Source organism: Pedobacter miscanthi (assembly GCF_032678605.1).
GTDB classification, from domain to species: domain Bacteria; phylum Bacteroidota; class Bacteroidia; order Sphingobacteriales; family Sphingobacteriaceae; genus Pedobacter; species Pedobacter miscanthi_A.
The window spans coordinates 487,113-499,551 of the sequence record NZ_JAVTSU010000001.1 but is presented as its reverse complement, the minus strand read 5'-3'; the positions used below and the strand labels follow the sequence as shown (position 1 = coordinate 499,551).

General features: G+C 39.3%; 11 protein-coding genes. 6 read left to right on the top strand and 5 right to left on the bottom strand.

Translation table 11 applies throughout. The annotated features are described in order from the left end of the window. Positions 1-2: 2 nt before the first annotated feature. Entirely contained in the window at positions 3-323 is a 321-nt protein-coding gene (locus R2R28_RS01840; protein WP_316823999.1) for a DNA alkylation repair protein, read from the bottom strand. Positions 324-372: 49 nt separating this feature from the next. Continuing rightward, positions 373-579 carry a DNA alkylation repair protein gene (locus R2R28_RS01835; RefSeq protein WP_316823998.1) on the bottom strand — a complete coding sequence of 69 codons (207 nt, stop codon included), beginning with the start codon at positions 577-579 and terminating at the stop codon, positions 373-375. A 511-nt stretch (positions 580-1,090) separates the two neighbouring features. Between R2R28_RS01835 and R2R28_RS01830 the strand changes: the two genes are divergently transcribed. Then, the gene (locus R2R28_RS01830; RefSeq protein WP_316823997.1) at positions 1,091-2,344 is read left to right on the top strand and encodes a hypothetical protein; all 1,254 of its coding nucleotides are present in this window, start codon (positions 1,091-1,093) and stop codon (positions 2,342-2,344) included. A gap of 159 nt (positions 2,345-2,503) precedes the next feature. Here the strand turns inward: R2R28_RS01830 and R2R28_RS01825 are convergent, their stop codons facing one another. The 3 genes from R2R28_RS01825 to ispE form a co-directional block, all read right to left on the bottom strand. Continuing rightward, complete coding sequence (locus R2R28_RS01825; RefSeq protein ID WP_316823996.1) at positions 2,504-3,670, bottom strand: trans-sulfuration enzyme family protein; 1,167 nt, start codon at positions 3,668-3,670, stop codon at positions 2,504-2,506. Between the two features lie 94 nt (positions 3,671-3,764). Further along, positions 3,765-4,187 (bottom strand): OsmC family protein, encoded by a 423-nt coding sequence (locus tag R2R28_RS01820; protein WP_316823995.1) that lies wholly within the window; start codon positions 4,185-4,187, stop codon positions 3,765-3,767. Between the two features lie 78 nt (positions 4,188-4,265). Then, complete coding sequence (gene ispE / locus R2R28_RS01815; protein ID WP_316823994.1) at positions 4,266-5,069, bottom strand: 4-(cytidine 5'-diphospho)-2-C-methyl-D-erythritol kinase; 804 nt, start codon at positions 5,067-5,069, stop codon at positions 4,266-4,268. A 268-nt stretch (positions 5,070-5,337) separates the two neighbouring features. On the opposite strand from ispE, the gene R2R28_RS01810 reads away from it, so the two are divergent. The 5 genes from R2R28_RS01810 (at position 5,338) to R2R28_RS01790 (ending at position 12,427) form a co-directional block, all read left to right on the top strand. Beyond that, positions 5,338-6,132 carry a thymidylate synthase gene (locus tag R2R28_RS01810; RefSeq protein ID WP_187591051.1) on the top strand — a complete coding sequence of 265 codons (795 nt, stop codon included), beginning with the start codon at positions 5,338-5,340 and terminating at the stop codon, positions 6,130-6,132. A 107-nt stretch (positions 6,133-6,239) separates the two neighbouring features. Continuing rightward, positions 6,240-6,611: a four helix bundle protein gene (locus R2R28_RS01805; RefSeq protein ID WP_316823993.1), complete on the top strand. Its 372-nt coding sequence runs from the start codon at positions 6,240-6,242 to the stop codon at positions 6,609-6,611. A gap of 81 nt (positions 6,612-6,692) precedes the next feature. Continuing rightward, positions 6,693-7,202: a dihydrofolate reductase gene (locus tag R2R28_RS01800; RefSeq protein ID WP_316823992.1), complete on the top strand. Its 510-nt coding sequence runs from the start codon at positions 6,693-6,695 to the stop codon at positions 7,200-7,202. A gap of 348 nt (positions 7,203-7,550) precedes the next feature. Then, positions 7,551-10,532: a protein translocase subunit SecDF gene (gene secDF / locus R2R28_RS01795; RefSeq protein ID WP_316823991.1), complete on the top strand. Its 2,982-nt coding sequence runs from the start codon at positions 7,551-7,553 to the stop codon at positions 10,530-10,532. Positions 10,533-11,107: 575 nt separating this feature from the next. After that, positions 11,108-12,427, top strand: a complete 1,320-nt coding sequence (locus R2R28_RS01790; protein ID WP_316823990.1) for an NAD(P)/FAD-dependent oxidoreductase — start codon at positions 11,108-11,110, stop codon at positions 12,425-12,427. Positions 12,428-12,439 lie beyond the last annotated feature (12 nt).

Below are 12,439 nucleotides of genomic sequence, written 5' to 3'. Positions count from 1 at the left end.
TTTTATAGCATGTTTATAGCATGTTGATGCAGGAAAGCATTCCGCTTGCCAATTTGCCTTAAAGCCCATGATGCCTTTTTAACAAAATTCCGGTTATCGTAAGCTTCTCTTTCAATTACCGGCAGAAAAGCAAGAAAAGTTTCATCAGGTTCTTTTTTCAGGTGAGCAGCTGCCTCGGCCATCAATACAAAACCGGTACGTTTTACAAATTCTGCTTCTGCTTCGGTAAACTCAAAAGCCTTCGACTTAAAATAAGGCGTTTTAACGAAAAGATTTCCACAAACCTGATCACAACATCCCGTGAACTGAAATCTTTTGTCCACGCGTTTATTTGCGCTTCTGTTACCAATTTATAATCGCCAATAAAGGTAGTCAACAAACGTGACTCATAAAATCCGGTTTCCAGAGCAATAAAGATAATTCCTGATTTTTACCGATCTGCTTGCCCAACTTTCTGATATTGGGTACACGAATGCCAAAAGCCTTTGAAATATCGATCCCAAAACGGGCCATTTTCTTCAGGTAATCGGGTTCACTGATACATTGCAGCCCGGAAAGGATAAATTCAATGCCTTTCATGATTCGAATTTAGTTTTTTTGCTCCGCTTCACTACGGATTTATCTCAAATGATCCTGTTTATTGAACGAAGTCTATTCTTTCTACTTCCGAAGTACCTTTTTGTACCTCCAGGCCTATTCTTTCTACTTCCGAAGTACCTTTTTGTACCTCCGGGCCTATTCTTTCTACTTCCGAAGTACCTTTTTGTACCTCCGGGCCTGTTCTTTCTACTTCCGAAGTACCTTTTTGTACCTCCGGGCCTGTTCTTTCTACTTCCGAAGTACCTTTTTGTACCTCCGGGCCTGTTCTTTCTACTTCCGAAGTACCTTTTTGTACTTCGGAACAGCAAATTGGTCTTAGGAGGTACTTTTAAATAGCATTGAAGCCCCTTTCTGCATTAATCGACCGGGATATAACCTAATCAGCCACAGCACTAAACATAACCAATCCTTAACACGGTTTCGGCTTTAAGTTTACATCAACCCTTTAAACTTGCTCCAATTTAACCAGAACAATCAACCTTATAAACTCATGCAAAAAAACATCATCTGGATGCTGTTAGCCTCCTGCCTGTTCGCATTTTCATGCAAAAAGAACACTATAACTGAAGAAAAGGGCAGCGCAACGGCTCAAAACAAAAATATGCTGATGGCTACTTCAGCAGTGAGCGCGGCTGTAAGTGTAAATGCCTACACCAATACTTCGGCTTACATTAACACCGGTTTTACTTTTCTAAACCCAACACAACTGGATAAAAACCGCCAGGCGATTGGCGGGAGTTCTTACACTGAAGTATACGGCTTTAACGTGCCTGAAGAAAACAGGGTAAGGGGTATTAGATGGAATGAAGATGATGAAACCACTTCTATTTGGCGCCCACAGGGTATCGCCGGCTTCTCCAGGAATGGTGTGCGTTATTTGCTGGTGAGCTGGTATGCCAAAGATGCGGCAGAGCCCAAAGGATTGAGGATAAGCCTTATCGACATCAGTCCGAGTTCGGCCACTTACTTAACTTACAGGCACATTTTACTGGTACAGCCTACCCTGCCAACCGGAACGTTAGATTATACACAATACGGCTCTTATGCACCATTAAATGTACATGCAGGTGGAATCGCTTATTTTAATGGCAAAATTTATTTAAGCAGCACAAGTTTAGGCTTAAGGGTATTCGATTTAGATAAAATTATCGAAGTAAGCGCTGGAACCGGCACCGAAAATAAATGTGGTAAAGATGCCGGTGGTAACCTTTATGCCTTTAATTACAGGTATATCCTCCCACAGATAGGTTATTATAAAATCAATAATGCTGGTCCGTTTTCTACCGTACAGGTAAATTACGAGAACAACCAGTTATGGACGGGCCAATATTATGCTGGCAGTGCTGATGCCTCCATTGTACCCAAAATATTCGGATTTCCGATCAATGCCTCTGGTGAATTGCAAAACTCCGGTATACAAACAGTAATCCCTAAAAACAGTCTGTTTACTTCCGATCATGCTCATGGCATACAGGGCGTTTTTAGAAAAGGAAACCGGACCTGGCTTTCTTGTACCGGATCACCCGGCGAATCGTACGGATCTACCGCCCGTTTGGCAAGGTATACCGATGGAGATACCAATACCGTTCGGTACAGGTGGCCTTATGGCTCCGAATCGTTATATCTTGAAGCACAATATGGATACTTATGGAGTTTAACAGAATTCGAACCCAACGCTGGTGCCAATAATGGCAGTCAGGTTAACCGTTGCATATTTGCAGTAGACTTTTCAAAATACGAATAGGAATAGTTAGAATAAAAAGGAGGTTGTATCATAAGCCTTGTATCTCTTAAAACTTGTCACGTTGAGCTTGTCGAAACGCTATGATAGATCCTTCGACAGGCTCAGGATGACAACCTTATGTATAATACACCTCCCTTTTTTATATATTTTGATTGCAGATTACGCCAACGCCTGCTCAATATCCGCTAAAATATCGTTAATATGCTCTAAACCGATTGATAAACGGATAGAGCCCTGTTCGATACCTACTTCATTACGTTGCTCTTCGGTAAGTTTGCTGTGCGTGCTGGTTGCAGGGTGTGTGGCAATAGAACGTGTATCGGCAAGGTTTGCAGAGATAGAAAACATCTCCAAGCGGTCCATAAACTTACGGGCTGCATCTATTCCTCCGTCAACCACAATGGTTACAATACCACCACCCTGTTTCATTTGCTTTTTGGCAATTGCATACTGCGGGTGAGATGGTAAAAACGGATATTTCACCAGTTTGATTTTCGGGTGTTTTTCCAGGTATTCGGCAACCTTTAAAGCATTTTCGCAATGGCGATCCATACGGATGGCCAAAGTTTCTAAGCTTTTAGACAAAATCCAGGCGTTAAAAGGCGAAAGTGCTGGTCCGCTGTGACGGGCAAAACCCACCACTTCAGCAATTAATGCTTTAGTACCTAAAATAATACCACCTAACACACGCCCTTGTCCATCGATGTATTTGGTAGCCGAATGGATAGAAATGTGTGCGCCAAGCTCAATCGGACGTTGTAAATAAGGTGTCGCAAAACAGTTATCAACCACCAGTAACAAATTGTGTTTTTTAGCCAGATCGCCTAAAAATTCCAGGTCGATAATGTCGATACCCGGATTGGATGGCGTCTCCACAAAAATCATTTTGGTGTTGGGTTTAATCAGTGCTTCCCAATCCTGTGGTTTATCTAAATCAGCATAATCAAAAGTTACGCCCCAGTTAGAAAAAACATTGGTTAACAATTGGTGTGTAGAACCAAAAACCGAACGGCTGGAAACCAGATGGTCGCCATTTTTCAAAAAAGCACCAAACGTGGTAAAAATAGCCGCCATACCGGTTGCAGTGGCAAAGCCGTCTTCTGCACCTTCTAAAAGGCACATTTTATCGATAAACTCTGACGTATTCGGGTTTGAATAACGGCTATAAACGTTTCCTTCTTTTTCGTTTGCAAATAAGGCACGCATTTCTTCCGCATCTTCAAATTTATAACTAGAGGTAAGGTAAATCGGCGATGAATGCTCTTTGTGTAAACTGCGTTCGGTTTGAGTGCGTATGGCTATGGTTTCAAAATTTTCGGATTTCATTTTTAGTATCAAGATTTGAGTATCAAGTAGCAAGTATTGAGTATCAAGTAGCAAGTATTGATTATCAATAACTTATCTTGCTACTCAATACTTGCTACTTGATACTATTTATATTATAAGTAAAATTAATGGTTGCTGAACGGCCTAAAATATTCGATACCGAGCAATATTTATCGAAAGTCATGGCTAGTGCACGTTCTACCTTTTGCACGCTTAAATCGCCAAAAAGATCAAAATGAATATCGATTACATCAAAAATCGGAGGCATTTCTTCATCTTTACGCGTTGCTTTAATCGCGATTTTAACATCATCAAGGGGTTCCTTTTGTTTGGTTAATACATTTACCATATCAATCCCACTGCAGCCACCTAATCCAATAAGAAGCATTTCCATTGGCCTGAAACCTTTTCCCTCGCCACCTATTGCGGCTTTAGCATCCAACTCTACGGTAAAACCGCTCTCGTTTTCTGCCTCAAAATTAAATTTACCGCTCTTGCGGACTAGATTAATGTTCATCTTGTTAGTATCGAGTATTAGTATCAAGAATCAAGACGCATTTGCTTTAGTCTTTCTGCTTTAACCTTTAAGCTCTATTTAAATATGATAATAAACTATATTGTTTTTTTCCAGTTCAGGCAATTTAACCGGATGGCTAAACAATGCAAAAACAGACGAACCGCTACCACTCATTAAAGCGAATGTTGCGCCTGCATCGTATAAACTGGTTTTTATTTGACGAATTTGGGGATATTTTGCGAAAACTGATATTTCGAAATCGTTAATAACCTTATATTTCCATGTTGTTGGATGCAAATGTATGATTTCTTTTAACGATTGCAAAGGCTTTTGCGGTTTTACATGGGCATAAGCATCGGCCGTGCTCACATGTACGGGTGGTTTTACCAAAACTTTAAACCACGCTGACAAATCTACTTCGCATTTTTCAAATTCATCGCCTTTATTAAATGCGTAAACAGGTTTATTTTCGATAAAGAAAGCACAGTCCGCACCTAGTTGGCGGGCGTAATCCTCCATTTTACCAGCTGATAAGTCTAAACTGAATTTTTCATTTAATAATTTGATCAGAAAAGCACAATCTGCCGATCCTCCCCCCAAACCCGCTCCTACCGGAATGTTTTTCAACAAATTGATTTGCTGTGCGGGGATATCGAAATCCCTTTTCACCAATTGATAAGCTTTAAAACACAGGTTATCGTTCGGATCGCCAGGAATATCAATGCCATGTATTTTGCATGAGGTTACCTGCGCATCGGTAATTTCTACCGCATCCTTAATATTAACCGGATAAAAAACAGTTTCGAGGTTATGGTAACCATCGGCACGTTTTTCGGTGATATTTAAACCTAAATTTATTTTTGCGTTGGGAAAAGATAACATGTTAGTCCTGAGTCGTGAGTCTTAAGTCATGAGTCCATGTGCCGAAACCAGCAACCGGCCCATTTTGCAAACATACAAATTTTATGTAGGTCGCGGCTTCACGCCGTGACTACAAACCGGAATTAAACATCCGGATGGCATGCCATAATTCCCCCAACCGATGTTAACAATTAAACATTAAAATGATTTACAACACCTGATAAATTTTAGATATTTGTATTTTATTAATTATTTACAATTTAAAAGCCCCTCAAGGGGTTTGGGGTGTATGAAACAATATTTAGATTTAATGCAGCATGTGCTTGATCATGGCGCTCAAAAACACGATCGTACCGGAACCGGAACAATAAGCGTTTTTGGTTATCAAATGCGTTTTAACCTGCAAGAAGGTTTTCCGATGGTAACCACGAAGAAACTGCACTTAAAATCTATCATTCACGAACTGATCTGGTTTTTAACCGGCGATACCAATATTAAATACCTTAAAGATAACGGTGTACGTATCTGGGACGAATGGGCCGATGAAAACGGCAACCTGGGGCCGGTTTATGGTTCGCAGTGGAGAAGCTGGCCAACTCCCGATGGGCAGCATATCGATCAGATTACGAATATCATCAACACCATAAAAAACAATCCCGATTCGCGCAGGATCATTGTTTCAGCATGGAATGTTGCCGAAATCGAAAATATGGCCTTGCCCCCTTGTCATGCTTTTTTTCAGTTTTATGTAGCCGATGGAAAATTAAGCTGCCAGTTGTACCAGCGCAGTGCCGATATTTTCCTGGGTGTTCCTTTTAATATTGCCTCTTATGCCTTGCTTACCATGATGGTGGCGCAGGTTTGCGGTTTACAGGCCGGAGATTTTATCCATACCCTTGGTGATGCCCATTTATACAATAACCATATCGAACAGGCCAATTTACAATTAAGCCGTGAGCCTAAACCGCTTCCAACCATGAAAATCAATCCTGATGTAAAAAGCATCTTCGATTTTAAGTTTGAAGATTTTACCTTGGAGAACTATGAAGCACATCCGCATATAAAAGGTATTGTAGCAGTATAATATTTGTTCATTGGTCATTAGCCATTGGTTCATTTGTTTGGGTGCAGAATAGAACATCTGATTTTTATAAATCATCCCGATATATAAATTCACTTAAATTGAAAAAAATGAATTATAAATTAGAGGATTTAGAAGTCTATAATCTTTCAGAACTGATTTCTGATAAAATCTGGGATATCGTTATGGGATGGGATTATTTCGCAAAAGATACCATAGGAAAACAAATATGCCGGGCGGCCGATTCTATCAGTGCAAACATTGCCGAAGGATATGGTCGGCATCATTTTAAAGAGAACAAAAACTTTTGCTATTACAGCCGGGGTTCAATCTTAGAAGTAAAATCATTTCTGAGGAAATCAAAAAACAGGAATTTAATATCTGAAGATTGTTATTCAGAACTTTATGCAGAACTACAAACTATCCATTTAAAACTAAATGCTTATATTAAGTACATTGGCAAAAACCTAAACAAATTTTAACTCACTGTTGATGCATGTTGGAGTCTGACCTTAAAAACCATGCTTTATACGCCTTGCAAAACACCAATAAACAAATGACTAATGACCAATGAACCAAAAAGCCCTTCGCTTTCTATCGCCGTAGCAGTAGGCGAAAATTACGCAATTGGTAAAAACAACCAGCTTTTATGGCACATGCCAGCCGATTTAAAGTTTTTTAAACAAACTACTTCAGGCCATACCGTAATAATGGGTCGGAAAACCTTCGATTCTGTTGGCAGACCCTTACCAAACCGCAGGAATGTGATAATTACAAGAGACACTGAATTAAAAATCGAAGGTGTTGAAGTGGTAAATAGCCTGGATGAGGCCTTAGCCATTACCAAAACGGAAGAAAAACCGGTATTTATTGTAGGCGGGGCAGAAATTTACAGACAGGCTTTACCCAAAACCACCACACTTTATTTAACCACCATCCATCATAACTTTGATGCAGATACTTTTTTTCCTGAAATTGACCGGAACGAGTGGAAAGTGATTAGCAGTGAAGCCCATCAGGCAGACGAGAAAAATAAATACGATTATACTTTTGAGGTTTTAGAACGGATTTAATCCTTCCGCTCGTCATTGCGAGAAGGCTTTTTCAGCCGACGAAGCAATCTTAAAACACAGGCTTACCAAGCAATCGTATAAGATTGCTTCGTCGTTCCTCCTCGCAATGACGTACCCATTAGCAGGACCGAACCAAAGCCAAAAGTGCAGCACCTGCTTTCCCAATCATTTGGCGGCATCAAAATGTAAGTATTTAGTAAAACGATTAGCAGACAAAAAATGAGATTATTGCCCGATAAAAATTAATGTTAATAAATTATCAATTAAGGGGTTCTATAATTTAAAAATTTAATTAGATTTGCCGACTTGTTAAAAAACAGCGAAAGACAAAATTATTTTAAACAAACAATGCAAGGAAAAGGTTTTATTAAGTTTATAGCGATAGTATTGGCTATCGTTTGTGCGTATGCACTTTCTTTTACTCTGGTAGCATCCAAGGTAGAAAAAGACGCAAAAAACTATGCGAAAGGTGACTTAGCCAAAGAAAAGGCTTACTTAGATTCGATGAGTACCGAGAAAGTTTATCCACTTGTTGGATTTACCTATCAGGAAGTAAAAGCCAAAGAGATTAACTTGGGTTTAGACTTAAAAGGCGGAATGAACGTAACGATGGAGATATCGTTAGCTGAACTGGTAAAATCATTAGCGGGTAACCCTACTGATGCCAACTTCAATAAAGCAGTTCAAAACGCACAGATCCAGTTAAACGCTGGCGGTAAAGACTACATCAAAATCTTCGTTAACGAATTTGAAAAATTAAGTCCGGGTGTAAAACTTGCTGATTTCTTTTCAAATCAGGACAATGCTTCGCAATTAAAACCAAACGCAAGCAATGGCGATGTTGAATCTTTCTTAGAAAAAGAAGCAACCAGCGCTATCGATCGCTCATTTACAGTATTACGTTCTCGTATTGATGGTTTCGGAGTAGTAAGTCCGAACATGCAAAAACAAGAAGGCAGTAACCGTATTTTAATCGAAATGCCAGGTGTGCAGGATAAAGAGCGTATTGCTAAACTTTTACAAGGTTCTGCCGAATTACAATTCTGGCAGGTATACCAGGTACAGGAAGTTGCACCTTTGTTAGAAAACATTAATAAAACTTTAGCTTCAACATTAAAAGCTGATGCGCCTGCAACTAAAGATACAACTGCTGCTCCGGCTGCTGGTGGTAAATTAGCAGGATTAGAAAAAGCTGCTACTAAAGATACTACTGCTAAAGGTGGTAAACTTGCCGGTTTAGGTAAAAAAGATTCTACAGCCGTTAGAGCGGAGTTAGCAAAATCTAACCCATTATATGCTGTTCTTAATCTTCCAATTTATCAAGGACAAAACGGACAACAACAATTAATGCCAGGTGCAGTAGTTGGTATGTCGTTACAAAAAGATACTGCAAAAGTTAATGCATATTTAAGAATGCCTGAGGTTGCTGCTGCAATTCCATCTACGATGAAATTTATGTGGAGCGTTAAACCAAGAGAAGGTTCTAAAATTTTCGAATTGTATGCCATTAAAGTGGTTAGTGCTGATGGCAAACCAGATTTAGGTGGTGAGGCGATCAGCGATTCGCGTGCAGATTTTGATCAGAAAGGCAAACCAGAAGTAACCATGTACATGACCAGCGAAGGTTCTGCTAAATGGAAAAAAATTACTGCTGAAGCTGCTGCTGATCCAAATAACAAAAAATCTATTGCTATTGTATTAGATAACCAGGTTTATTCTGCTCCTACCGTTCAGAATGAAATTGCTGGCGGTGTATCTTCTATCACTGGTAACTTTACACAGGCAGATACTAAAGATTTATCAAACATTTTAAAAGCGGGTAAATTACCTGCTCCTGCACGTATTGCAGGTAGCTACATTGTTGGTCCTACTTTAGGTGCACAAGCTATCCACGATGGTTTAATCTCTTTCGTAATTGCGTTTATTGTAATCTTAATCTTCATGGCGTTGTATTATCACCGTGCAGGTTGGGTTGCTAACTTTGCGTTGTTAATCAACTTATTCTTCGTTATCGGTATTTTAGTATCGTTAGGCGCCGTATTAACTTTACCTGGTATTGCCGGTATTGTATTAACCATCGGTTTATCGGTTGATGCAAACATCCTGATTTTCGAACGTGTACGTGAAGAACTTGCACATGGTAAAAGCATTGGTGTTGCCATTAAAGAAGGTTTTAAACATGCAATGCCTTCAATTATCGATTCAAACGTTACCTTATTCATTTTAGGTGCTATTCTTTATGCTTTCGGTAGCGGTCCGGTTCAAGGTTTCGCAACTACATTATGTATTGGTATCCTTTCATCTTTATTTGCTGCCGTAGCCATTTCAAGAGTAGTTTTCGATTCATTCTTAACACGTAAAATCGAAATCAACTTCGATAATAACTTAACCCGCAACGCATTTAAAAACTTAGCATTCAACTTTGTTGGCCGTCGTAAAATTTATTACATCATCTCTACCATCATTATTTTGGCTGGTATTGGTATGTACTTCAAAAATGGTGGTTTAAACCTTGGTGTTGATTTTAAAGGTGGTAGAACTTATTTAGTCCACTTCGATAAATCGGTTAATACTGAAGATTTAAAATCTAAATTAACTCCTGCTTTCGGTAATGAAACGCCAGAGGTTAAAACTGCAGGTGAAGACAGCCAGGTTAAAATTACCACTACTTTCCACATCGAAGATCAGGATATTAAAACTGATAAAGTTGTAGAAGATGCCTTAAACAAAGGTTTAGCAGGTTCGAAATATGAAATCGTAAGTTCACAAAAAGTAACGCCGATTATCGCAAGCGATATTGTAAACGGTGCTTTCTATGCCGTATTGATCTCATGTTTATTCATGTTTATCTACATCGTTGTACGATTTAAAAAATGGCAGTATGGTTTAGGTGCGGTAATCGCATTATTCCATGATGTGTTAATGGTATTATCTTTCTACACCATTTTAGATGGTATTATGCCATTCTCATTAGAAATCGGTCAGGATTTTATCGCAGCAATTTTAACGGTAATGGGTTACACCATGACGGAGACAGTTGTTGTATTCGACCGTATCCGTGAGAAATTAAAAGAATCTGGTAAAGAGGATTTACATGGCGAAGAGCGTAACAACTTAATTAATTTTGCGTTAAACAGTACCTTAAGTCGTACCATCTTAACCTCATTAACCGTATTCTTCGTGTTATTGGTAATCTTTATTTTCGGTGGCGATAGCATCCGTGGATTTATCTTCGCATTGTTAATCGGTCGTATCATCGGTACCTATTCATCATTATGTATCTCTACTCCTATCGTAATCGATTTGGGTAGCTCAGCCGAGAAAAAATAAGAGATTAAATTTCTTAAAATATATAAGCGCTCCGATTTATCGGGGCGCTTTTTTTGTGCACCTCACCCTGTGAATGTTTGGAATATTTATGCTGAAGTGCCATCCCTCTCCCCCAAGAGAGGGAAACAAGGTGTTGTGTTTTCAACCATTTTTTTTAATCTTTTGTACTAACCAAACTATTCTATATAACCTGGAAGATAACACAATCTAATTTTAACCCATGTTATAAAAAGTGGGGATTACCTACTGCCTTATCCTGTCCCTCTCCTCAAGGAGAGAGACTAATGAACCCTGGCCTATCTTCTAACTTAAACAGGGTGAGGTTTTTGAAAAGCAATACCCGTAGCTTTTCGGTTCCGATAGCCCTGCTGTTCGTTTTATCCCGATGAAGGATCGGGATGCCCACTGCCATCAGGTTTAATTAACTTAAAACAGTGCGGAGAAACCTATAAAATCCCGTTTCGTCATACCAACGTTATATCTTCTTTATTAAGTTAGAATAACTGCCAAAACCCTATTTTTTAAACCTTTTGGCTACCTTTTTGTTACATTAGCAATAGATAAACCGATACAGAATGGATTTACAACTTCCGAAAAGCGAATACCCCAGAGTAGTTATTGTTGGTGGTGGATTTGGTGGGATTGAGTTAGCTAAACGTTTAAAAAACAAACCTTTTCAGGTGGTTATGCTCGATAAACATAACTATCATACTTTTCAGCCGTTACTTTACCAGGTAGCCACTGGAGGATTAGAAGCCGATTCGATCGCTTTTCCCTTACGTAAGATTTTCAGGGGACAAAAAAACCTCATTTTCCGTGTAACCAAAGTTACTGAAGTAAATGCGGCAGAAAACTGTTTGCAAACCGATATTGGCAGGGTTAATTACGATTACCTGGTGATTGCTACAGGTTCTACCAGTAATTTCTTCGGCAATAAAGAAATAGAGGCCAATTCTATGCCCATGAAATCGATCCCCGAAGCGTTGGATTTAAGAAGTTTGATTTTACAGAATTTCGAAAAATCGCTGATCGAAAAAAATGCAGATAAAAAAAGTGCACTGTTAAACTTTGTGGTAGTGGGTGGCGGTCCAACAGGGGTTGAAACCTCAGGCGCTATTGCAGAGCTGAAAAGACATGTTATTCCAAACGATTACCCTGAAATGGATTTAAGTAAGGTAAATATTTACTTAGTAGAAAATTCACCAGAATTATTGGGGGTAATGTCGCCACAGGCACAGAAAAAAGCAAAAGATTTCCTTACCGATATGGGCGTTCAGGTGATGAATGAAACCCGGGTACTGGGTTATGATGGTCATACACTCACTTTACAGGATAAACCAGCGATTTTAAGCGCTACCGTAATCTGGAGTGCTGGTGTTAAAGGCGAAGTTTTAGCTGGTTTAGACCAGGCTGAAGTAGTTCGTGGAGGAAGATTAAAAACCGATATGCAGAATTTAGTAGTGGGCTATCAGAATGTGTATGCCATTGGCGATGTTGCTGCCATTATTGATGAGGAAACACCAAATGGTCACCCAGGAGTTGCGCCTGCAGCCATACAACAAGGACATCATCTGGCTAAAAACCTGATCAACATTAAAGAAAATAAACCTCTGGAGAAATTTAAATATTTCGATAAAGGATCAATGGCCACCGTAGGCAGAAATAAAGCGGTAGTGGATATTGGTAAAATTCGTTTCCAGGGCGTTTTCGCATGGTTTACCTGGATGTTTGTGCACTTAATGACCTTAGTGGGTTTCCGTAATAAAATTATCGTTTTCGTAAACTGGGTTTGGAGTTATTTCAGTTATGATAGAGGAACCCGTTTAATTATCAGAACCTTTGCAAAAGATCGAAGTGTTGATTATAGAGAGGAAGTGAAGAGTGAGGTTCATTAGTTCATTAGTCGG

Bases quoted from the DNA above. Each gene is read 5' to 3' on its own strand.
- R2R28_RS01835 (WP_316823998.1), bottom strand. From the start codon at position 579: ATGAAAGGCATTGAATTTATCCTTTCCGGGCTGCAATGTATCAGTGAA.
- R2R28_RS01830 (WP_316823997.1), top strand. From the start codon at position 1,091: ATGCAAAAAAACATCATCTGGATGCTGTTAGCCTCCTGCCTGTTCGCA.
- R2R28_RS01825 (WP_316823996.1), bottom strand. From the start codon at position 3,670: ATGAAATCCGAAAATTTTGAAACCATAGCCATACGCACTCAAACCGAA.
- R2R28_RS01820 (WP_316823995.1), bottom strand. From the start codon at position 4,187: ATGAACATTAATCTAGTCCGCAAGAGCGGTAAATTTAATTTTGAGGCA.
- ispE (WP_316823994.1), bottom strand. From the start codon at position 5,069: ATGTTATCTTTTCCCAACGCAAAAATAAATTTAGGTTTAAATATCACC.
- R2R28_RS01810 (WP_187591051.1), top strand. From the start codon at position 5,338: ATGAAACAATATTTAGATTTAATGCAGCATGTGCTTGATCATGGCGCT.
- R2R28_RS01805 (WP_316823993.1), top strand. From the start codon at position 6,240: ATGAATTATAAATTAGAGGATTTAGAAGTCTATAATCTTTCAGAACTG.
- R2R28_RS01800 (WP_316823992.1), top strand. From the start codon at position 6,693: ATGACCAATGAACCAAAAAGCCCTTCGCTTTCTATCGCCGTAGCAGTA.
- secDF (WP_316823991.1), top strand. From the start codon at position 7,551: ATGCAAGGAAAAGGTTTTATTAAGTTTATAGCGATAGTATTGGCTATC.
- R2R28_RS01790 (WP_316823990.1), top strand. From the start codon at position 11,108: ATGGATTTACAACTTCCGAAAAGCGAATACCCCAGAGTAGTTATTGTT.